At 61.8% G+C, this 23744-nt stretch carries 13 protein-coding genes; 8 read left to right on the forward strand and 5 right to left on the reverse strand.

Annotation, left to right across the window (positions count from 1 at the left end):
• Window positions 1-90: 90 nt before the first annotated feature.
• The 4 genes from ACJH7A_RS27850 to ACJH7A_RS27865 all read right to left on the reverse strand — a co-directional run bounded on the left by ACJH7A_RS27850 (window position 91) and on the right by ACJH7A_RS27865 (window position 3464).
• Entirely contained in the window at window positions 91-501 is a 411-nt protein-coding gene (locus tag ACJH7A_RS27850; RefSeq protein ID WP_406803077.1) for a DUF6361 family protein, read from the reverse strand.
• A 93-nt stretch (window positions 502-594) separates the two neighbouring features.
• The gene (istB, locus tag ACJH7A_RS27855) at window positions 595-1386 is read right to left on the reverse strand and encodes an IS21-like element helper ATPase IstB (protein ID WP_406803078.1); all 792 of its coding nucleotides are present in this window, start codon (window positions 1384-1386) and stop codon (window positions 595-597) included.
• Window positions 1387-1411: 25 nt separating this feature from the next.
• The gene (istA, locus tag ACJH7A_RS27860; RefSeq protein ID WP_406803079.1) at window positions 1412-3019 is read right to left on the reverse strand and encodes an IS21 family transposase; all 1608 of its coding nucleotides are present in this window, start codon (window positions 3017-3019) and stop codon (window positions 1412-1414) included.
• A complete protein-coding gene (locus ACJH7A_RS27865) occupies window positions 2997-3464 on the reverse strand; it encodes a MarR family transcriptional regulator (RefSeq protein ID WP_166428153.1) in 468 nt (155 codons plus the stop codon). Before ACJH7A_RS27865 ends, istA begins: the two co-directional genes overlap by 23 nt.
• Window positions 3465-3534: 70 nt before the next feature.
• Here ACJH7A_RS27865 and ACJH7A_RS27870 point away from each other — a divergent pair, with 70 nt between their 5' ends.
• The gene (locus ACJH7A_RS27870) at window positions 3535-4707 is read left to right on the forward strand and encodes a macrolide family glycosyltransferase (protein WP_166428154.1); all 1173 of its coding nucleotides are present in this window, start codon (window positions 3535-3537) and stop codon (window positions 4705-4707) included.
• Window positions 4708-5006: 299 nt separating this feature from the next.
• Here ACJH7A_RS27870 and ACJH7A_RS27875 read toward each other — a convergent pair whose 3' ends face one another.
• Window positions 5007-8093, reverse strand: a complete 3087-nt coding sequence (locus tag ACJH7A_RS27875) for a DUF3427 domain-containing protein (RefSeq protein ID WP_406803080.1) — start codon at window positions 8091-8093, stop codon at window positions 5007-5009.
• 287 nt (window positions 8094-8380) lie between these two features.
• On the opposite strand from ACJH7A_RS27875, the gene ACJH7A_RS27880 reads away from it, so the two are divergent.
• The 7 genes from ACJH7A_RS27880 to ACJH7A_RS27910 all read left to right on the forward strand — a co-directional run bounded on the left by ACJH7A_RS27880 (window position 8381) and on the right by ACJH7A_RS27910 (window position 23466).
• Entirely contained in the window at window positions 8381-13795 is a 5415-nt protein-coding gene (locus ACJH7A_RS27880; RefSeq protein WP_406803081.1) for an AAA domain-containing protein, read from the forward strand.
• Window positions 13796-13850: 55 nt separating this feature from the next.
• Window positions 13851-14237, forward strand: coding sequence for a hypothetical protein (locus ACJH7A_RS27885; protein WP_406803082.1), 387 nt, complete (start codon window positions 13851-13853; stop codon window positions 14235-14237).
• Between the two features lie 6 nt (window positions 14238-14243).
• A complete protein-coding gene (locus ACJH7A_RS27890) occupies window positions 14244-15479 on the forward strand; it encodes a DUF6361 family protein (protein WP_406803083.1) in 1236 nt (411 codons plus the stop codon).
• Window positions 15472-17319, forward strand: coding sequence for a phospholipase D family protein (locus tag ACJH7A_RS27895; RefSeq protein WP_406803084.1), 1848 nt, complete (start codon window positions 15472-15474; stop codon window positions 17317-17319). Before ACJH7A_RS27890 ends, ACJH7A_RS27895 begins: the two co-directional genes overlap by 8 nt.
• On the forward strand, window positions 17309-20446 hold the full coding sequence (locus ACJH7A_RS27900) for a DEAD/DEAH box helicase (protein WP_406803085.1): 3138 nt from the start codon (window positions 17309-17311) through the stop codon (window positions 20444-20446). The genes ACJH7A_RS27895 and ACJH7A_RS27900 overlap by 11 nt, the downstream gene beginning before the upstream one ends.
• A 285-nt stretch (window positions 20447-20731) precedes the next feature.
• Window positions 20732-23131 (forward strand): AAA family ATPase, encoded by a 2400-nt coding sequence (locus ACJH7A_RS27905; RefSeq protein ID WP_406803086.1) that lies wholly within the window; start codon window positions 20732-20734, stop codon window positions 23129-23131.
• A complete protein-coding gene (locus ACJH7A_RS27910) occupies window positions 23128-23466 on the forward strand; it encodes a hypothetical protein (RefSeq protein WP_406803087.1) in 339 nt (112 codons plus the stop codon). Before ACJH7A_RS27905 ends, ACJH7A_RS27910 begins: the two co-directional genes overlap by 4 nt.
• The last annotated feature ends 278 nt before the right edge of the window (window positions 23467-23744 follow it).

Raw genomic sequence — 23744 nt, forward strand, 5'->3', positions numbered from 1 at the left:
TGCCATGGGGACATCCTTCCAGCCCGCCCATGCTGGGCAAGCCAACTCAGATGTCACCTATTCGTGCAGCAGACCCGACAGATGCTGCAGTTAAGGAGGAGGCACGGATTCTCTCGGTGATGGTTTCGCGTGCTCGGCACGGTGCCGTAGTGATGTGCGCTCGGAATGTGCCGGCTGCGACAACTGGGGTCTTCTATAGCAAGCAGCCATCTCGGTTCTGGCAGACGCTTGCACCCGCTTGCGTCGACTCCCAAACTGCTGTCGCTTGGCTTTAAGCCGCTCCGTGGAGTGAGATTCGTGATAGGTAATTCCCGCATCTGTCTGTCGCGTTTGTCGGCGTCGGCTCTTCATCAGCCACGGAATGAACAGGGTGTATCGCAGCCGCGTGTGCAGCGCGGACGTGCGGGGGAAGAACACGTTGGCAGTTGCGTCCCTTATCGAGCCGACGCGCAGCTCATCGACGGTGCCCTCTTCCTTAAATAGATCTACGACTTCGAACATCTGGCTTTGGTCGTCAATCCTGACGTCGGTTGTTCGTGAATTCTGACGTCACCGTGGTCGCCTACCGCCTTGTTGTGTTCGTGAATGTTGACGTCACTTGTCGGTGTTGTCGCGGTTGCGCAGGGTGTGGGCGAGCCGGTAGGAATCGGTGCCGGTTTCGAGGATGTTGCCGCCGAAGGTGAGGCGATCGACGATGGCGGCGCAGAGCCGGGGGTCGGTGAAGGTCTTGGTCCAGCCGCTGAACGCCTCGTTGCTGGCGATGCCCACGGAGGCTTTTTCCTCGCGTTCGGTGAGTACCTGGAAGAGCAGCTCGGCGCCGCGCTTGTCCAGGGCCATGTAGCCAAGTTCGTCAATGCAGAGGAGGTCAACGCGGCCGTAGCGGGCGATCGTCTTGGTCAGCGTCATCTCGTCGGCGGCTTCGACGAGTTCGTTGACGAGTTTGGCGGCCAGGGTGTATTTGACCCGGAAGCCGGCCATGGCCGCCTCGGTCCCCAAGGCGATGAGCAGGTGCGACTTGCCGGTGCCGGAATCACCGATGAGGCAGAGGGGCTGGCCTTTGCGAACCCAGTCGCAGGTGGCCAGGGTGTTGATCACGGCGGGGTCGACATTCGGGTTGGCCGCGTAATCGAAAGTGCGAAGCGACTTTTCACGAGGGAACGCCGCAGCTCGGATGCGGCGCTCGGAGCGGCGACGGGCGCGGTCGTCGCATTCGGTGAGCAGCAGCTCAGCCAGGAAGGCCCGGTAGGACTGTTGCTGGCGGGCGGCGGTGTCGGCGGTCTCGGGGAAATGCTGTCGGATCGTGGGTAGCCGGAGCATGCGGCAGGCCTGGTCGATGGCGGCATCGGCGGCTTGTTCGGTCAATCCGCGGCGTGCGGGTGCGTTCATCGGTGAAGGCCTTTCGTTGATGGTCCTACGGGGTGTTGCGCCGGAGAAGCTGGTCATAGGCGGTGACTGACGGCGGTGGCCGCGTGTCGACTGGCAGATGGGTCAAGCGGCGCTGGGTCAGCGACGCCACCGACGTCACGTCAGGGGGCGGTTGCTCGACGACAGCGGTGACCCCTTGGGCGGCGTCGGCGGCCTTTCTGGATTCGAGTGCGACGGCGTCGGCGGTCAATGCCCCAGCGTGTAGGGCTGCGGTAATACCGGCAACGACGTGGCAGTGTTCGGTATGGCGGTGCAGCAGAAGGACTTCGATGAGCGCGCGGGTGCCTTCGGTGTCACCGTGGGCCTTGCAGGCCGCTGCCCACCACGCGTCATGGGCGGCGGTGAAGATGCCAGCAGTGCGGGCTTGTTCCAGCGCGGTCGCCCCGGGGAAGGCACCGGGCTTGCGGACGAACGCCTCCAGGTAGTGGTCCAGGTCCAGGCAGGCGCCGCCTTTGGTCAGCATTCGTTCGTGGGTGGTCACGAGCGTCCGGCCGTCGTAGACGGTCAGATCGGAGGCGTTGAGCAGCACCCTGACTTGGCGGCCGATGAGCCGCGACGGCACGGAGTACCGATTGGTGCGGACGGTGATCTGAGCGTAGCGGTCCACCCGCGGTGCGAGCCACAGCCCGGTCTCGAACGGCTCGACCGGTAGGGGTTTGAGGAGTTGGCGTTCAGCGCTGAACGATTCGGCGACGGTATGGGCGCGGTGCCCGATCCGGCGATCATCGTCGGCCCGGTCGTAATCGTTGATGAGCTCGTTGAGTTCGCGCAGCGATGCGACCTCTGGCACGGGCACGAGGTGATTGCGGCGGAACCATCCGATGTCGCCTTCCACACCGCCTTTCTCGTGAGCCCCAGTGATTCCGGGCTGGCAATAGAACGCGTCGAGGTCAAAGTGCGAGCGAAACGCCACCCAGCGGTCCGTTTCGACACGTTGACGGGAGAACCCGATCACTTGGGCCACAGCGGCTTTGAGGTTGTCGTAGCGAACCTTGCCGGCGGGCACCCCGCCGAGAACTCCGAAGGCGTGCACATGGCCCTCGAAGAATGCTTCCTGCCCGCCGGTTGCCGACGCCCGGTGAACAGCCTTGCCTGAGTACGACATTCGCAGCGAGAACAGGTGGCAGGTGACGAGTTGGCCGCGCAGCCGCACACCGATCTCGCCGAAATCCACTTCGGCTTCCCGGCCGGGCAGGTGCGTCTGCGGGACGAACACCCCGGGCGAGCCGCGACCGCATTCGATACTGATCTCCGGCCGTCGCCTGGCCACGTAAGCCCGCACCACCGGGTAGGACACATCATCCATACCGTGCTCGGTGCGCAGCCGGTCGAAAATCCTTGTGACGGTGTGGCGTTGCTTGCGTGGTGCGTCGAGGTCGGCGCGCAGGATGTCGTCAATCAATGGTTTAAACGCATCGAGTTTCGACACTCTGGCCGGGTAGGCGGCGCGCTGCGGCGGCCACGCCGATGCTATTGCTGCCTGCACCGTGCGCCATCCGACACCGTGTTTGCGCTGAATCTCGCGACTGGATACGCCCGCGCGGGCGTCGCGGCGGATCGCCGCGTACAACTCAACTCGGGCGTTCGGAGACATCAGCGCCGGCGAAATTGGCCATCGCGGTGATCACCCGGGTCAGGTAGGTGCTGACCTCCTGCTGGGCGGACGCGTCGAGGCTGTCGGAGATTGCGGTGAGCGCTTCCACCAGCGGGCCGATCGCGGCCTGCGACCGGGAGGCGGTGGCGTCGGTGACCTCCAGGACGATTCTGCGGCGATCCGAGGGGTCCCGTCGCCGGCGGACGTAACCGGCGCGTTCGAGCCGATCCGCCAGGACGGTGGCCGACGCCGAGGACATTCCCAGCCGCCGGCCCAGCTCAGCCGGCCCCGCCGGCGGCAGTCCCACCAGGTGATGCAATGCCGCTAAATCGTTGAGCGGCAACATAAGTTCTCGGGCCATCAGCGCGTTGATTGGACCCGCTAGCCGGACAATCTGGCCGACCAGGCCCGCCAGATCGGTCCGGGTCGCGCTCACACCGGTCATCGCATCATCCTTAGTCATGTAATGTAACTAGATGTGTCTAGGTAAATCTATCGGAAATGGTTGCCCTGCGATGCATGTTCTGTTCACCACTCCGCCGACACCCGGGCATGTGTATCCGACGCTGCCGCTGGTCGAGAACCTCGTCGACCGCGGACACCGTGTCACCTACATCAGCGGGCCATCACTGACATCCGAACTCCACCTGACCGGAGCGTCGGTCGTCGATCTGGGATGGGAACCCGACACCACCGCACTGGCCGCCACCGGGTTCACCGCCGAAACACTCAGCGCCGACCTGCGCGCGTTCCTGGCCGCGGCCCGCACCCTCACCCCGCACCTGCTCGACGTGCTCGCCGCCGACCCTCCCGACGTCGTGTGCGCCGACAGCGTTCCCCTCGGCGAACTGCTCGCTGGCATCTTCGAGGCGCCGATCGTCTCGCTGGTCCCGACGCTGGCCACCAACACCGCGTTCACCCCGGCCGAGCTGATCGACGGATTCACCCCGAACCATCCGGGCATGGGGCGCTACTTCGGCGAACTCACCGACTGGTTCACCTCCTACGGCCAGCCCGTCCCCAACGGGCACGACATCGACAGCACACCCGCGTCACCGTCGCTGGTGTTCGTGCCGCGGGAGTTTCAGATCGCCGCTGACACCTTCGACGACAGCTTTCACTTCATCGGCCCATCGGTGCCACACCGCGCCCGCCGCACACCGCCCTGGCAGCCCCCGCCCAGTGACGCACCGGTGCTGTTGGTGTCTCTGGGCACCGCGTTCAACAACCGACCAGACTTCTTCGCCACGTGCGCAGACGTGTTCGCCGACAGCGCTTTTCACGTCGTGATAGCCCTCGGCAACCACATCGACCCCGCCGAACTGGGCACGCTCCCACCTAACGTCGAAGTCCACCGCCAGGTCCCCCAACTCGCGGTGCTGCGCCACGTGGCGGCGTTCATCACCCACGCCGGGATGGGCTCAGTCATGGAAGCGCTCTACCACCAGGTGCCCACCGTTGCCGTTCCTCAAGTCCGCGAACAATCCGTCAACGCCGGCCGCATCGACCAACTCGGACTCGGAGCGCGGATCGCCTCGCCAACCCCCGGTTACCTCCGGGACGTGACCGAGCGCATCGCCGCCAACCTCGACATCCGCGCCAACCTCGCCGCCATGAAAAACGCCATCGACCAAGCCGGCGGCGCGGTCAGCGGCGCCGACGTCATCGAGGCCGCCAGGACTCGGTAAGTCCACACCCCGAGCCGACATCGAGCACCCGGCCGACCCGAGCTCGCCGGCCCCAGTCACCAACGGCGATGTCACGTCACTCCCGGGCCTGACGCCAGCATTCACGAACAATCAATCACGCACATTTCGCACCGACGCCAACTTTCGCGAACGAACGACGTCGAGATTGGTGCTCATAACCAAACATCTTCCGGCGTTGCTCATTGTCAGTGTCCAACCATCCAAATGACGAGACCACGACCCAAGTGTGCCTCAGCGAAGGGTAAACGAGGCGACATGGCCTGCGGTGTCTTCCGCGCCTACGTTGCCACCACAGAACCACTCGCGAACACATCCGCGGGCATCGCGCGGTGAAGTTTCCAGGTGATTGAGATGGGCCGCTCACCTCGGTGGTCCACGTAGTCGACGGGGCCTAGAAAGATGAAAGGTTCTGACCCGTATAGGCCGTTCGGACGATCGCGGACGAAGAGCAAGACATCGACATCATTGGTGCGCTGCTCGAGGTAGCGGCGGCCACGTTCGCTGTCTGTCGTAGTGGAGTTGGGCGACTCCCAGTGGAACAGATCGCGGGAGATGGGGTAGTCGCGGTACATGGTGGTCGGGCTGAACTGGCCGGCGTCCTTGTGAAGGTTGACGAACAGTGCTTCAGTGTCGCCGCTAGCCAGTGCTCCGCCCGCTTGTCCGCGTGGCTTGCGCTCCATGGTTGCGAAACCAATTGCCGCAAGGACTTCTTCGCGCCGGTAATGAGCGTGGCTGAAGAGCGGGCAGTCGTCCGTCAGCACGTCGACTGCCGCCGGAACATGCGCGATGTTGTCAGTGGCGATGTCGAGGAGCTGGCCGATTTCGGCGCACACCGCGGGGTGATTGCGAAGATGACGAAGCCCCGCGTTGTAGGATTCGAACCCGCCGAGGTCGGACCAGATCGTGAAGAACAGCATGCGTGCAAATGCCTGCTGTCTCGTTGAGAGTCTTTCGTACGGAGGGCAGTTCGGTGCAACGAGTAGTCGGTATGCGGCAATGCGTTCAATGTCATCGACGTGCGCGAGCGACCTAATCCGCTTCAGTAGAGGTTCCTCGTCGGCGCCAGCTTGCGGGGCCGACAAGCCGGCGTCACGAACCAACGGGGTCCAAGCTCGCGTTCCGCTGCCTGCGTAGATGTCGGACAGCTCGCCGCGCGTGTGGGCGAGGTATGCGGCGAGGACGGGTTTGCCGACAGCCCGGATGTCCGCGACGAGCGCCTTGCGCCTGTTACTCGGTAGCTGCCGGCGGATGGATTCGACCACAATCTCCTGTGACTGCCGGTCCAGAACGAGCCGACTACCGCCAGGCAGAAAAGGAAATCCGCCTTCGATTTCGTCAACGAGGACCTTGCCGCTGCCACCCGTCAACGCGGAAAAGCGTGGCGCAAAATTGAATTCGGCGCGTTGGTGTCCGATGAAGTCGAGAACGGTCAGGACGGATTTGCCGGAACTGCGACGTAGGCCGCGCCCCAACTGCTGGAGAAACACAGTGGCGCTTTGGGTCGGTCGCAGCATCAGCAGGGTGTCGACGTCGGGAATGTCAATGCCCTCGTTGAAGATATCGACGGCGAACAGGCACTGAATAGTGCCATTCCGGAGGTTTGCAAACGCTTGGGCGCGAGCCGTACCGCCAGTGTTGGCGTCGATGGCCGTTGCGGCGATCCCTTGTTCGGTGAACGCACGTGCCATGTAGTTCGCGTGCGCGATCGAGACACAGAACCCGAGCGCGCGCATTCGGTGTGGGTCCGCGACGCGGTCTCGAATCGCGTTGAGTACGAGTCGTGTTCGACCATCTTCACTCGTGTACAAGCGCTCCAGGTCGCTGACTCGATAGTCGCCCCTGGACCAGGTGAGGTTGCGGAGATCGGTGTTGTCGGCGATTCCGTAATAGTGGAAGGGGCACAGCAAATCTTGCTCAAGCGCGTCCCAAAGACGGAGTTCGTAGGTGGCGCGGCCACCAAACCATCCGAGAATATCTGCGCCGTCGGATCGCTCTGGCGTCGCGGTCAACCCCAGGAGTTCTTGGCTGGGACCCACGCGCTCGAGTAGTGAACGGTATGTCGCGGCCGCGGCATGGTGGAACTCGTCGATGACTACGACGTCGAAATCTTCGGGATGGACCGAGCGGATACCTTCGGCGCCGGCAAGCGATTGGACGCTCGCGAACACATGAAGCCAATCTGTGGGCCGTCGGCCGTCGACGTAGAGTTCACCAAAATTACCGTCGCCCAAGACTTCTCGGTACTTCCTCAGTGACTGCTCAAGGATCTCCTTGCGGTGCGCCACGAACAGCAACCGCAACCTCTTGTTCGCCCTGGTGCATAGGTCCTTGTAGTCAAGCGCTGCGATGACGGTCTTGCCGGTGCCTGTCGCGGCGACTACCAGGTTGCGATGTCGACCGTGGACGATGCGCACCACATTGAGTGCTTCGAGGATTCGCTCCTGGTGCGGGTATGGGCGTACCTCAAGACCGGAGACCGTGATTGTTTCCCTTGCCGCGCCTGAACCGCCTGCCTCGGCTAGTGCACGGTCGAGGAGAGCAGCATCGGTGGTCGGGTCGTAGGGCTTGAACGCGCCGTCACCCCAGTAAGTGTCGAATGTTGCCTCGAATTTGCGGGTAAGGGCCGGCGTTGAAACGCTCGAAATGCGGACGTTCCATTCAAGGCCGTCAACTATGGCTGACCGCGAAAGGTTGGAACTGCCAACGTAACCGGTGTCGAAGCCAGAGTCGCGCCGGAACAGCCACGCCTTGGCGTGCAAGCGCGTCGACGCTGTCTCGTAGCGGATGCGCACGTCGGCGCCGTACTTGTTCACAAGGTCGTCGATGGCGCGCCGCTCCGTGGCGCCTCGGTACGTCGTCGTCACGACGCGCAGGGGTACCCCTCGGGCACGGAGCCGTTCGAGTTCTCGGCTAATGACGGAGATCCCTGCAAAACGGATGAACGCGCATAGCAGGTCGACCCGGTCGGCGCTCGAGAGTTCACGGGCGATCTCGCTCGCCATATTCGGCTCGTCGCGTGTGTTGGTCAGCAGCGCGACGTCCGACAGCGGTGTCGCTGGACGCCGGGGCGCTTCTTGGCCTGTAAGCCGAAGGGATGCGAGTAGGTCGGGTCTCACAAGATCGTCGCCGTCAGCGTCCTGCAGAACGGACAGAAATGAATTGACGGCGGCGAACCGTGAGTCGGAATCGCGGATGCCTGTCAGGTGCCGTTCGACAGCGCTTGCGACATGTCGGGCGAAGATGTGTGGTTCGTCCTCCAGCAGAATCTTGCGGTACTCCGGCTGCAGGTGGCTGCGTTCGATCGCGTTGGACACGCGCCGCGAGTGAAGTGTTTCGTAGATTCCTGACGCCAGAGGTTCGTCCACGGTCCGAGTAGATCATGGCTGGGCGACAGCAACCGCGGCCAGCACGTCGTCGCATCACCAGGAACTGCAAGTCTGTCGGTGCCATCTGTCATTCTGACCGGCTCGCGCAAAAGCGCTAGCGCCAGGCGACCTGGCCACCCGCAGCTTGGAAGGCGATGTCCCGATGCACTCAATGCGAGGCCTTTGCTGGGTTGCTGGGCCGGTGGGCCATAATCGTCAGAAATTGACGTTCCGGACGGCTAGCATCCGAACGGTGCTCTGTCAGCGTGGGGGAGAGGGGGCAGAACATGACTGCCGTGCATGATGCCGAAAATGAGCGGTTGGTCCGCCGAGCAGTCGATCTGTTCACCTTCCTGGGTAAGTCGCAGGGGCTGTTGGAACGGCCGGTACGCGTCGTCGACAAGTACGAGGAAGTCGTTTGGTTTGGTGATCTACCTGACCACAGCGCAATTCAGTCAGCACACCGTATTGCGGCACTGACAAGCGATGCGCCGTTGCTCGTTGCGAACCGGGTGCCGAAGATTGACCCACCGAAACTCCCAGCCGAGCTGATCGACTGGGTCGACGGAGACCTCGGCAAGGCCGGGCACGAGCCCTCTCTACGCGAAGCGATCTATGTCGACGCACCCGTGGTCGAGATCGAAGGCGAAGACGAAGACGAAGACGAAGACGAAGACGAAGAGCCTGCTCCGGAACGGCATCGCGTTGAGTTAGCTGATTGCCCCGAAGTTTCCGAGGCGTTTGAGACCTGGATGGCGGATTGGCGCCTCTGGTCTGAGCAGGAACTGCGTGACGTCGTCGCGCGAGACGTCTACAAGGGACTCTTCGCTATTCACCTGAAGGCGACCGATCACAGCGAGGAGTTCGAACTCGTTGCGGGAATTGGCTGTCTGTCGTGGCGGCCCGAGGCTCACGAGCAGGTCCGGCGCCACGTCGCCACCGCGCCGATCGGTATCGACTTTGACCAGAGCTCCGGGCAGCTCACGGTCCGGCAACTCCAGGCGCAAGAGGCCGTCACGGTCGAGCTAGACATGCTCGATCCGGCAGTATTCCCCAGCCACAACAAGGTTGAGGACGCCAAGCACGCAGCGGCGGTCTACGAAGGTCATCTCCTCGACCAGCCGGCCATCGGTGCCATCTGTCGACGGGTCATAAACGTCCTCGATCCCGCCGCGCAGTACGACGAGGATGGCGTCGCGGCGCCACAGGGCACCGAGCCACGCGGGGCATTCGCGCCGGCGATTATTCTCCGTCGTCGGACGAACCGCGGAATGGTCAAGATCTACGAGCAGATCGTGGCGCAAATCAAAAGCGCCGGTGAAGTTCCGGCGGGTGTGCTGCCGCTGATTGACCCCAACCGTCAACCCGAGTCGACGTCAGCACCCCGTGAAGGTGCGGTGGTCACTGTCGACGACGAGGAGTTCCTTCCACTGCCCGTCAACGAAGCGCAGCGGCGGATCATCGATAGGGTCGACAGCACAGCGCAAACCATCGTTCAAGGCCCTCCCGGCACAGGTAAGACCCACACGGCAGCGGCACTCGTCTCGCACCTGCTGGCGCAAGGCAAGCGAGTGCTGATCACTGCGCAAACCGATCGCGCGCTGAAAGAGGTTCGGGAGAAACTGCCGCGCGAGATCCAATCGCTCGCCGTCGCGGTTGTCGGACAATCCCGTTCAGACATGGCGGATCTCAGAACTGCGGTGGACACCATTTCCCGGCGTGCTGATGAGTTCGAGGTCACCGAATCACAGCGGTCACTCGCACGGCACACCGCCAAGATTGACGATCTGCGCCGGCAGCGGGCCGACACTAGGAACCGACTGCTGGTCCTGCGTCGACAGGAGGTTGAGCGCCGATCCGATGGCCCTGCTGAAGGCACTCTGGCCGCGATTGCTCACCAGAATCTGCTGAATGAAGACACGTACACGTGGATCCGTGAGTTTTCAGTCGATCCGGACAGCCGTGGAAATTGCGTCACCACAGCCGACATCCAGCGATGGCGAAGTCTGTTGATGAGCGCTGACGTAGCGGCGAATGAACAGGAAGCAACGCGGCTCCTGCCGGACCTGACGGTGCTGATGTCGCCCAATGTGTTCGCGCAGTCCGATGATGCCGACAAGCTGGCCTCAGCTCGGCGCGACAGCTATGGCGATCTGTTGACTGATCGCTCATTCGGTTTCGTTCAGTCGCTCAATCCTGAACTGAGAGGCGAGCTGCGGCAGCGAGTTTCGGACCTTGCGAGTCGCGCGGCTAATCTTGAGCGCCGCGGCGAGGCATGGATAAACGAAGCGCTTCGCGATGTGAGAAGCGGGCGGCAGCAGACCTGGGTGGCACGGTCCACGCAAGTCAAGGAACTGGCACAGCGTGCTACTGAGTTGATTGGAAAGATCGGTGTCACTACATCGGTCACGGTGAGCGATGGTGATCTGGGGACTCAGCAGCAGATCGCGAAATCGCTTATGGCGCATCTGGATTCCGGTGCATCCATCAAAGTGCAGCTTGACGGGCAACCCAAAATCGGGGCGTTCACGTCGAAGACCGTCAAACTTGCCGCACCGTTCTTCACGTCGGTCAAAGTTAACGACCTTCCGGCAGTCTCAACGGAACAACTGTCGACCTTCATCGCATGGGTCGATGCGACGCGCACGGTGACCGCGCTGGACCAGGCGTGGCCCTCCAACGTGGTGGTCCCGGATGAGGACACGCTGTCAGAGAAGGTGCAGTGGCACCTCACTGAGGTAGAGCAGCTCGACAAGGTGCTGGCGTTGGGCCAGCAAGTTGAGATCGAACGAGAGTGGTTTCAGCGCAACAATATTCCAGTTCCAGACTGGAACCAGTTGGATGAGATTCGCCGCTACGCGTCCTTGGTCGAGGCCGTTACCGCGGCCGATGAAGCCGATGCCGCCAAGGCGCCAATCGACGGGCTCCAAGGGTACCTCCGGACCCAGGCGCAGCTGCCGAACTCGCCTGCGATCGCAACGCAGTTGGTGACCGCGGTACGCGAACGAGACATTGAAGGCTATGCCGCGGCCTACCGGCGATTGGAACACCTGCATGCAGTCGCGCGGTCAGTCGCAGATCGCGAACGCATCGGCGCCGAGTTGCGGCAATCTGCGCCGGAACTGGCGAACGCAATTGCGGCAGACCCTGCCGCGGAGATATGGGACTCGCGGCTGAACTCCTACGAAGACGCGTGGCGCTGGGAGATGACTCGGCGTTGGATCCTTGCGCAGGACACAGAGGACCCGAATGCTCTGAAGATTCGCCTCAACGACGTGGAGCAGCGGATCCGACAAGAAGTCGAACTGCTTGCGGCCGAACGAGCGTGGGGACATGCCGTGTCGCCAGATCGCATCACGCCCGGCGCGCGTGCGAATCTGACGCAGTACGCCCAGCTCGTCACCAAGCTGGGCAAGGGAACCGGCAAGTACGCGATGCAGCAGCGCGCTGCGATCGCCGATGCGATGGACCGCTGCCGGCCGTCAGTGCCGGTGTGGATCATGCCGCTGTACCGAATCGCGGAGCAGGTTCGCATCGAGCCCAATCTGTATGACGTCGTCATTGTGGACGAGGCCTCGCAGGCCGGTTTGGAAGCGTCCTTCTTGCAGTACTTGGCGCCCAAGATGGTGGTCATCGGTGATGACAAGCAGGTTTCGCCTTCTGCGGTCGGTGTCGATCAGCAACAATTGCGCGATCTCGCGAACATGTTTATCCACGACGATCCGTACAAGGAATCGTGGGTGAACCCGCAGCGAAGCTACTTCGACGAAGCCAATATGCGCTTCGGCGGAAGAATCACGCTCACTGAGCATCGGCGGTGCGTGCCCGAGATCATTGGCTTCTCTAACCGCGTTGCGTATGAGCCAGAGGGAATTCGGCTGGTTCCGGTGCGCCAGTTCGGTGCTGAACGCCTCCAGCCAATCAAGGTTGTCTATCTCTCGGATGGGTACGAGTCCGGCAGCAAGACCAATGAGGTTGAAGCGCAGGCGATTGTGGACCAGATTCGAAAGTGCTTGGTAGAGCCACAGTATGACGGCGCGACGTTTGGCGTCGTTTCGCTCCTAGGTAAGGAGCAAGCACGCCTGATTGAGCGCAAGTTGCTGGATGCGGTCGCGCCAGAAGAGATGGCAGCGCGCCAGATTCGGTGCGGCGATGCTTCTGATTTCCAAGGTTCTGAGCGCGACGTCATGTTCCTGTCCATGGTCAAAGGTGTCGATCCTGACAAGCGGCTCATGCCGTTGACTCAGTCGATGTACGTCCAGCGCTTCAACGTGGCGGCGTCTCGTGCTAAGGACCAAATGTGGGTCTACCACTCGATGCCACGCGAGGCATTGAGCAACGCCGAAGATATGCGCTTTCAGCTCCTTGATTATTGCTACGGCGTTGTCAATCGATTGAACAACGAAGTGGATGGCGTCGTAGCGACGGCAGTACCGGAAGACGTCCAGGTTTCGCCGTTCGATTCGTTGTTTGAACAGCGAGTCTTCAATCGACTAGTCGACCGTGGTTACACCGTCGTCCCGCAGTACGAGGCCATGGGATATCGGATCGACATGGTCGTCACGGGATCGAAGACGCGCCTGGCTGTCGAATGCGACGGCGACTTCTGGCACGGACCCGATCAGTATGAGGCTGACCTTGCCCGCCAGCGAGAACTCGAACGCTGCGGATGGACGTTCTTCCGCGTCAGGGAGTCGCAGTTCTACGCGGACATGCCGGGCACGCTGCAGAAGTTGTGGGATGTCCTGGACCAGATGGAAATCCACACTGCGGATTGGATTGACCCGACCTTTGACGATGATGGCGAGGAGTCTTCTTCTGATCTGACTGACGGCGATGTGGAAGCTGTGGGTGCTGACGATGCGCCTCATGAACCACAGGACAGTGCGGCAGGTGGCGATAGTACTGATCCGGCCCAAACCTGGTCGATGGATGACGATGTCGACGACACGGAAGAACCCGTGCACGTGACGGAACTGCTCCAACGATTGGCGCCAGAGGTTGTTGCTTCGGACCACACCCGACACCGTGCTCCTGACGAGCCAGGCCTGCTGGATGACGGCCCAGCGGACACCTCAACTGGCGGTGGGTCGCCGGCAGACTTTGCCGAATTTGGCGGGCCAACGCCGCTTCCCGTGGGTGAAGAGTCAGCGGAGTTCTCTCAGCCTGCCGCGAGCGGACTAGCGCCTTACGTTGCGTTCTCTGATTCACTGCCGCCTGTCGCGGGCAGCCAGCTGAACACAATCGTGGCGAATGTCGTTCGGATTGTTGAAGTCGAAGGGCCGGTGCTGGGTCATCGGTTGCACGATGCCTATCGGATCGCCTATGGGGGACAGCGTATTGGCAAGGAAATTGCCCGCGTCTTGAACCAGGCGATTGAACTGGCAGTCCGCCGCGGGCTCATCGTCGCGGATAACCCGCTGAAACAAGCCGGGGTGAAACCCCGCACGTTCCGAACTCCTGGGCAGGACTCGGTGGTTGTGCGGCAATTGGGTCCACGTGCGCTGAATCTGGTGCCTCCTGCTGAGCTCGCCGTTCATCTGGGTGAGTTCGCGGACATCGATGGGCTGACTGACGACGAGCTCTTCCGGGCGGTGCTCGACGTACTGGGGCTCAAGCGGCTTACGGACAACGTCCGAGCAGTTCTAAGCGAGGCGATGGCACTGGTTGATAGCGCTGACCCTAGCGAGTCGGATGCCTGAGCTCCGGACTCCGAGTGACAACGATTGGCATATTGCTCCGTGAGGGCGAAGTTAATTGACCGCCAAGGAATTTGACGACGAGCTGTTCGACATCGTGACGGATGTCGTGCAAGCCGGCACCGTGATCCTGACCTTGAGCACTAAGAAGCTCAACAGGATCATCGACGTCACTCGTGCAGGCGTCTGGGTGGAAACCGAGCGCTCGCTGAGACTCGAATCGGGGCCCCAGCTGGTACCTGCCTGGATGATCGCTGCGGCATGGGAACGGTTGCAGGGCAGGGGTGAATTGAGCCAGCGAGAGCTACTCAACGATCTGAATGTGAAGCGGTCGGCATTCGTGTGTTCACTAGTTGCGAAGTTCCCTGAGGTTCACATCCGCTCGACGCACCCGACTGTCCTCGAACTACAAGAAAATCCTGTGCAACCTGATTTGAAGGGGTAGCTGGCTATGGCCGCTCTCATCGCTTGGCTTGACGCTTCGAGCGAAGATCAACGGCGCATGCGTGAGATCGTCAATCTCTTCAGCGAACGAGAGAGCCGTGATGAGCTCGGCATCGGTCAGGTCAGAGACGCGCTGAGCGATATGCTCTGGCCGGGAACGTCAACGCTGTTTACCCGCGCCCGGTATTTCCTCTTCATCCCGTGGTGCTACCGCGCGGCGGCCGAAGCACGCGGCGGCGTTGATAGATCGACTGAACTTGCCGATCGCAACGAGCGGCGGCTCATCCGGGGCCTTGTCGACGCAGGTGAGAAAGACGGCGTGATTGGTGCCAATGTGGGGCCGGCGCTGAAGACTCTTCCGTCAGCTCTGTACTGGGGTGGCCTACGTGTCCACGGAGTTCTCAACGCCGCGACAACGAATAGAAGTGACGCGATCGCAGCCGAAGTCGAGCGCGCTCAGAGCAGCCGCGTCGCTACGAGCGATTACCACGACGAGCCAGTCCAGCGCTGGCACGGCGGTGCCTTTCACGCCACGTTGCCTCCGGTTCCCGCTGGCTTCCCCGCAGAGGTAGCTGGCGGCTTCTCCATGCCGCAGAGCGAGGCTTCCTGGCTTCGCGACCTCATGATGGCTAGCTCTCCTGGCACGATGCTTGAGTACGCGCTTCAGCACCGTCCGGATACCAATAGCGCTGTTCCATGGAAAGATTCGGTGCTGAGGGCGGCCGAGGGTGAACCTGGGAACATCCTCGAAGACGCGCGTCGATTCTCAATCCTGATGAACAGTGCGTCGCTGGTCTACAACTTGCTCCTGGCGGAAGCCTACGAGGGTGAGGGGTACAACCGCGTGGAGAATCAAACAGAGGTTTATCGCCAGCGACTCGATGATTGGGCGGCCCAGCCGAATTTAGCGGACGACGTCCGATCTTGGAACCGTGACGAGTTCTGGCGCCGAGTACATACACAGAATCCTGGAGTGAACAGGCGGGCCCGGCGATTTATCGACGATTGGCTCGACATATTGGGAAGTGTTGATCTCGCGTCGCTCGCCGCCAACGACGAAGTTCGCCGGTTCATTCGCAACCGCGAGCGTGAACACAAACGGACGCAGGCGCGACTTGAGAACAAGCGCCTGCTCCAGGCGTGGCTTGGAGCGTCCGGTAGTAGCCAGCTCGTGTACCGGTGGACCCAGCTTCGCCCGGTGATCCACGATATTCACAATGGGCTGGAGAATTCCGATGTTTGAGCCTGATACTCGGGCAGCTCTGACCGAACAGCTCCGCCCACCGAGCGGATTTCAACTCGAACATTGTGTGGCAACGACTTTCACCCTCGATCTGACTGCCGCGTTGGCGATTCCGCTGGCCTTTGCCGCTCACCGGGTTGGGGAGAGCCGTGATCCGATCGCGATCCTTGATGCTGTGCGGCGTGCCGCGGACAAGTTTGATGTCTTCGCGCAGGCAGGCCAGGTTTCAGAGCCGCGTGTTGGTTCTGACCTATTCGCCTTGCTCGAACCGGTGATCCACCCTGTGTCAGCGCCCCGCCAAGGCATGCTCTTTCATCCAAAGGTTTGGGTGCTTGAGTACAGCAGTGGCCAGGCACGGAGCTACCGGGTGCTGTGCGCGAGTCGAAATCTCACCAACGATCGAAGTTGGGATCTAGTCGTCCGCCTTGACGGTCTCGCCACGAACGGACTCGTGGAGCACAGTACAGCCCTTGCCGCATTGGTGCGTGCCTTGCCGACGATGGCCGTCCAACCGCTGCCCGCCGATCGAATCGCCAAGATTGGCGCGCTCGCGGACGCGATATCAACAGTCGAGTGGGAACTGCCGACGGATGTGCGGTGGCTTCGGTTCCACCCGCTCGGGGTCCCCGGCATTGCTTCAACCCCACTTGGGGAACTGTTCTCCGGGATCCGGCACGGAGTCATCTCGCCATTCCTGAGCGACGAGGGCATCAAACGGGTTGTGCCATCGACGCAGGAACCGACAGTAGTGCTGTCGCGTCGGGAACAACTCGACCGTCTTGAGCCCGAGACGCTCGGCCGGATAAACGCTCTCGTTCTCGACGACGCGGCGAACGACGACGTTACTACTGACGACTGTGATGGCGACCACGCGGCATCCGGCGTAGGTTCCGTTGCGCCCGAATTCTTGATTGGATTGCACGCGAAGGCATACGTCCTTGACAGGCAATCGGGATCACACCTCCTCGTCGGATCTCCGAATGCTACTGAAGCTGCATTTGGTGGAAACGTTGAATTGCTGGTCGAGTTCGAAGGCCCACGTCCGAAGCTCGGAGTTGCCGCGCTAGTCGGGGAGAGCGCCGGGCTGCGCGCACTCACGCTTCCATATCAGCCCTCGGGCGGCGAGGAGGTGCCAGCGGACGAGCTGGCCGATCACGCTCTTGAACAAGCGCTCCGGGCGTTGGCCTTACGCCGGTACTTCGCTCGGGTTGAAGCGGACCGACCGTCGGAAAGTGATGCAGATGCGCCGCAATATCGCATTCAGCTGACAGCCGACGGGACGTTCGCCGTGCCAGAAGGTGCGCAAGCGCGGGCATCGCTGCTCACTCGTCCTGCGAACGCGGCCGAGATTCCTGGAATGCCTGCCATTTTCGAACGGCTAACACTCACTGACATCACTCCGTTCGTTGTCCTCCGGGTAACTGATACACGGGGCGTAACAGCGTCGACTGTTGTGGCGGCTTTCCTTGAAGGAGACATCCCGGGCCGGCAAGACGCCGTGATCGCACGTCAACTCACTGACCGCTCAGCGTTCATGCGACTCCTCGCGCTGCTGCTTGCACTCGACGGAGGAGAGGGCTCTCTGCGATTTGACGCACTGGGCTCCATGGCTGAGGGCTGGACCGAAGACGGCGGCGGTCTGTTCGAGACCTTAGTGCGCGCGATCGGTGCCGAACACGATGGGCTGAGCGATGTGCAGAAGATCGTCGCACATGTCCGCGCAGCGGAGCAGCGGCGCCCACCTGGCACGCCCTCGGTACTTCCAGACGGCTTCGACGAATTGTGGGAAGCCGTCTGGGTAGCCAGCGGTCGAGAGGAGACTGAAGCTGATGCAGTCTGACGACGTTGAGCGGATCTTGGCGTCGCTGAAGGGCTTCCAGCGCGATGCCGTACAGCACGTTGTTGATCGACTGTATGGTCCGGACGCTAACAGCGGACGATTCCTTGTTGCGGATGAGACAGGCCTCGGCAAGAGCATTGTTGCGCGTGGCGTCGTTGCAGCCTCCATCGCCAAGCTTCAGACTGCGGCACATGTCGACCGCATCGACGTGGTCTACATCTGTTCGAGCACCGATCTCGCCAAACAGAATCTGCGCCGGCTCAACGTCACTGGCGATCCGCACATTGGTATCACTAGCCGGCTCACGCTGCTGGCGCTTGATAGCTCGACGTTGTCCGCAGGCTCGACGCTGGGAGGTAAGAAGGTCAACCTCGTCTCCTTCACTCCGGGAACGTCATTCGAGATGGGTTGGCAAACCGGATCTCAAGAGGAACGTCAGCTGCTGCACGTCCTTCTGAACGGGACGGAGGCCTCAGGAACTGATGCAGAACGCGCGTCGGCCCTGTTTTTCCAAGGCCACGTCAGGAAACTGACGGACTTCGAAGCAGGCATTGCGCGGATGCGTGACAGGCTCGGCGAAGGTCCTGATCCGGTAATTCAACACAAGTTTCGTGAGCTTACCGCCAGCAGTGGACTTCTCGATAAATTTTGCGCGGCGCGTACACGCCTTGAACGACTCGACACCCTCCCGCTAGACATGAAACAGGAGGTTGCGAAAATTACGTCCGCACTTCGCGGTGTACTTGCGCAAGCAAGCGTTGAATCGTTGGAACCGGACCTGGTGATTCTAGATGAGTTCCAACGCTTTCGGCATCTTATCGACCCCAGCAGCGACAGCCCTGCGAGCGAACTTGCCCACCACTTGTTCAACTATCGCGATGCCAAGGTGCTGCTGCTCTCCGCCACGCCGTACAAGCCATTTACGACGGCAGCGGGCGACAGCGATGACGATCACTACCGCGACTTCATGACGACACTTAGTTTCCTTACCGGAGAGGATTTCGAGGCGCTCGAGCAGATCCGGGCCGGATTTCGCCAGTACCGCCAGGCTGTCGTCTCTGGCGAGGATGGCTCGACCGAGGCTGCAGCGCTACGCACAGCGCTCTTGCCGTACATGAGCCGTTCAGAACGACCTCGGCTCGAGGAAGGCCGTGATCTGCTCGTCCGGCGTGAAGTGAGCCAGGTGCCGACGCCAGACGATCTGCGTGACTACGCAGCTCTGCAAGCGTTTGCGCGCGCAGTCGAGTCGCCAGTGAGTTTGGACTACTGGAAGTCAATTCCGTACTTCGGCAACTTCATGGAGGGCTACCGGCCGGGCGAGCGCGCTCGAGCAGCGCTCGAGAAGGGAACCGCGACAACAGAGTTGACCACTTCAATTGGCCGACTTCGCTCCATCGATTCCCACGCCGTCAAGCGGTATGAGGCGATCGGCTATGCGAATGCGCGACTGCGGGCCTTCGCGGGCGAGACCATCGAGAAAGAGTGGTGGAAACTGCTCTGGGTCCCGGCTTCAATGCCCTACCTAGTGCCAGGCGGAGTGTTCGCCGAATTCTCGGATGGATCAGTCACCAAGCGATTGATCTTTTCGGCCTGGTCGGGAGTGCCCACATCAATCGCCAGTCTGTTGAGCTACGAGGCCGAGCGGCGCATGGTTGCCGAGTCTGACCTCACCGAGAACTCGGCTGAGGCGCGGCGGGCGGTATCTACGCGATTCGACTACGCGGTCCGCGACGGAAGGCCTGCCAGCATGTCGACGCTGGCGTTGTTCTGGCCGCACCCCGAACTAGCGAAAATCGGTGATCCGCTCACTCTTTCATCCGATAACGGCAGGTTGCTGCCGGCAGGCGCTGCCCGAGATCTGGTTGAGCAGCGTATGAGACCCGACGCCGACCGCACACACCACAATCCTGCCGATCAGGTTTGGGAGGCATTCTTCTCGTGGCCGGGTAATTGGCCGGCGGGTGCCCAGCGGCGGTTGGATGTCGCCGCGTCCTGGCTAACCGCGGGCAGCAGCACCGCCGTCGATCCCCAGATCGCAGAATCGGGTCACGCCATTAGGGCTCATACGAAGCTCGCTCTCGATCAACGCGCCGAGTCGCGTTGGAATGACGAACTGCCGCTCCTGGCATTGCACGGCCCGGGCAATATTGCTTACCGGGCACTAGAGCGCGTCTGTAGCGATCTCGATCAAGAACTGCGAATAGCCCTGTGGCAGTCGGCTGCTCGACTTGCTAACGGTATCCGAACACTCTTCAACCGCATGGATGTGATGTACCTGCTGGACCAGCTATACGGCAGAAGGCAGCCGTACTGGAGGTCGGTACTTCAGTACTGCGCGGATGGGAATCTGCAGTCGGTGCTCGACGAGTACTGCTTCCAGTTGAAGCTCGAACTTGGTGGCTCGCGAATTGATGCTGCCGCTTTGTCGCAAATCGCCGATCGAGCGATTGACGCACTAACACTGCGTACGTCGCGCTACACGGCGCACACGACGGATGGCGGGTTTAGCAGGATCCCACTGACCGTAAGGTTTGCGCTGAGGTATGGCGGAGCGGCGAAAGATGCTGAAAGCGTCCGGGCTCCGGAAGTCCGTAATGCCTTCAATAGTCCGTTCTGGCCCTTCGTCCTTGCGTCGACGAGCGTCGGTCAGGAGGGCATCGACTTTCACTGGTGGAGCCATTCCGTCGTGCATTGGAACTTGCCTTCCAACCCAGTCGATTTCGAGCAGCGGGAGGGCCGCGTGAACCGATTCGGCGGCCACGCAGTTCGCAAGAACGTCGCGGCGGCACACGGGCGCGCAGCGTTGGCGGCTGCACAGGGTTCAGGCAATCCATGGCAATACGCGTTCGAGGCGGCGAATGACCGAGAAGACTTGGGCGAGTTCGCACCTTGGTGGCTGTATCCGGGCAACGCACGGGTGGAGCGGCTGCTCGTTCATTTTCCCCTGAGCCGGGAGGACGCCCAGTACGAGCGCTTGCGCGACTCTCTAACGCTCTATCGGATGATGTTGGGCCAGCCGCGGCAGGAGGACATGTTGGAGCTATTGCGACAACGTGGAGCGGCGGAAAAGCAAGTAGCACAACTGGACTTGAGACCACCGAGTCGCTCGCGTACAGGGATCACGTGACACGATGGAAGTGTCCTTACGCCGGTTGTCTTATGACGCGAGTTCGGAACGGTTGTGTCCAGGCAAGTCTCGGCGACCCCGCAAGTCGCTCAACAAGTGTTGGTACAGCGCACATGGGCACTGCCCTTCCTCCATCGGGAGAAACTCGCGTCGGTACGTAGCTACTCCGGGAGCAACAACCGCACGCGGTGACGCAGGAACGTGCAAGTGGTTCGTTGCAGAGACGCTGACTCAACTGCCAGAGCTGTCCGAGAGACATAGTCCAAGCAAGGTCGGGGGAAATCATTGAATAGTCAGACAGGTATCGAGGAATCGGTCCAGGACGTCATCGTTCGGCTGCTGGCCGACGACGACAAGCTGGATGACGCAGCCAGGACCGCGGTGCTCGATGTGCTCGCTGAGATTGATGATCGGGGCGATGAAAGTGCCGACACCGATTGGTCGCCAACGTTTCTCACCGGCATCAACGTGTCCGGTTTTCGCGGCATTGGGTCAACGGCCAAGCTCGAACTGCACCCGGCTCCAGGCCTGACGGTTGTCAGTGGGCGCAACGGCTCCGGCAAATCGAGTTTCGCCGAAGCGCTCGAACTGGCGCTGACGGGGACTAGCTACCGATGGCGAGAGCGGCAGTCGCTGTGGTCGGAGTCGTGGCGCAACCTGCACAGGCCCAATCCGTGTGCGGTGCGGGTGGACTTTGCGCGCGAAGGCAGCGGTCCCGTCACAGTCGGCGTGGACTGGTTGCCCGACGCTGACCTGACTGGCCGCTCGCTGTGGACGCAGGCGGACGGCCAGCGCACGGACGGTATCGACGACCTGGGGTGGACTCATTCCCTGGAGCTGTACCGGCCGGTGCTGTCGTACGAAGAACTTGGCAGGCTATTCGATGGCGGGCCGTCTGTCCTCTACGACGCATTGGCCAAACTGCTGGGGCTGGAAGTACTTACCGCGGTCGAGAAGCGCATTGCCGCAGATCTCAAGGTCGCCAAAGAGGCCCGCGACACGGCCGACGCCGAGCGGAGGCAGCTGGTGACGGAGTTGGGTGCGGCTGCTGATGAACGCGCGGAAGCCGTGGTGAAGCTACTGAAGAAGCGGCCTCCGGCACTGGACGAGATTGTCGCCGTCGTTACCGGCTCGAATAATGCAGAGCTGAATGTGGTTCCGGCACTTCGCGCAGTGGCCGAACTGTCGGCGCCGAGCCTCGATGAGATCGAGTCGTCGGCTTCACGATTGCGGTCCGCGGTGGCCGGCGCGCAGCGCACCGCGGTGGAGGCTGCAGCCTTGGTCGACAAGCGTGTAAGTGTGCTGCAGTCAGCGCTCGATTTCCATGAGCACGCCGGTGACGCTGATTGTCCCGTCTGTGGTGGTGGTCGGCTGGACGCGAACTGGGCCGAGCGGACACGTACCGCTGTGGCAGAGGCTGGGTCGGCGCTCGCTGAATACCGAGCTGCGACAGGTGAACTCAAAGCGGCGCGCTTAGCTGCCGTCGGTTTGACCAGTCGCTTCGTGCCGGTCAATGCAGTCCCGGGCGTCGAGCTGCCTGGGTTGGAGACCTACAACGCTGCGGTCGGGAAGGCCGTCGATGTGCCTGGTGGTGACGTGGAACTCGCCGACCATCTGGAGTCGACGTGTATTGATACCGTCAGTGCGGCTGAGGCGCTGCGGGTTGAAGCATCAGCTGCATTATCGAGCCGTGAGGACGCCTGGGCTCCGCTCGCTGCGCAGGTCGCTGCATGGGTTCCCAACGAACAGCAGGCACGCGAGTCCGATGCTGTCGTCAAGGCGTTGACGGCTGCGAAGAAATGGGTCACTGACAACGGTACCGAGTTCCGTAATCTGCGGCTGAAACCCATTGCCGCGCGAGCTCGTGAGATTTGGGCGCAGCTGCGCCAGGAAAGCAACGTCGATTTAGGCGAGATCACCTTGGCGGGCACCGCGACCAAACGTAAAGCTGTGCTGGGCGGTTCGGTCGACGGCCAAGCAACGCAAGCGTTGTCGGTGATGAGCCAGGGCGAGCAGAACGCTGTTGCGCTGGCATTGTTCTTGCCGCGGGCGACGTCGGTGAAGAGCCCGTTCCGCTTCGTCGTGCTCGATGACCCGATTCAGGCGATGGATCCAGCCAAGATCGATGGCTTCGTCCGCATCCTCACGGAGATCGCGCGCACCCACCAGGTGATTGTGTTTTCTCATGACGATCGGCTCGCGTCGGTGGTTCGGCAGACCGGGGTGAATGCCCGCCTCGTGGAGGTTATTCGCGAGGCTAGGTCGAAGGTAGCGGTGCGTCCGAACGTTGACCCGGCTCGCCGCCTGATAAGCGACGCTTTCGCAATGGTCCAGGACGAACGCCTGCCGGATGAAGTGAAATGCCGTGTCGCGCCGAGTCTTTTCCGGATGGCCCTGGAAGAAGCTGCCCGGCAGGCCTTCTTCGCCAAGCAACTGCTTGCCGGCGCATCGCGTGTTGGGACCGAAGATCGGTGGCAAGCGGTGAAGGGAACGCGCAAACAGCTGGCGCTGGCAGTGGTTGGTGACGCGACAGCGGATGTTTCCAACTGGCTCAACGCGAAATCATGGCGCAACACCAGCCTGAGGATCGGCAATGCGGCTGCGCACGGCCAGAAGGTGTTGATCTCGAAAGCCGACATCCGCGATTTGGAGCGCACGGTCAATGACCTGCTGGCGGTGCAGTGAGCGCGCTCGAACTGCTCGGCCATGCTCAGCGGATCATGACCACTTCTCGTGCAGACGGCTTGTCGTCACGCATGGCCGCTTTTCTCGCCCGCCAGGCGTTGGAACAGATCATTGAACTTCGGTGTGCCGCGCTCAATGCAGATGTCCGAGGGGCAAGTGCGCGAAGCAAGCTGGTTGTGTTGCGAGCCTTAGATACTCAAGAGAGCGCTGATTGCGCGGCAACTGCGTGGAATCGGCTCAGTGTCGCCTGTCATGTGCACGCATTCGAGCTGCAGCCGTCAACGGCGGAGATCGAGCACCTGTGCGGGGTCGTGGCGTCGTTGTTGCCGGCGTAGGTGGATTCAGATCTGGAAACTGGCAGTCAGCGGCGTTTTGGTGGTCGGGCGGTTAGACGCGGGCGACGATGAGGCTGATCCCACGGAGCGAGACCTGCCGTGCCGAGTGTCAACACTGTTACGGACGTTCATCTCTTGAGAATGCGTGGTCACGGCGGCGCTTGATTTGTGGAATCTCAAGCTGGGTGGGGTTTGGGGGCTCTGAACCATCCCGCGTTTGATGCGCACCTCCTTCCTTGGGAAGGTGCATGTCATGCCGAGCAAGTACGACCCGGAGA

The organism is Mycobacterium sp. SMC-17, assembly GCF_045310915.1.
Taxonomy (GTDB): Bacteria; Actinomycetota; Actinomycetes; order Mycobacteriales; family Mycobacteriaceae; genus Mycobacterium.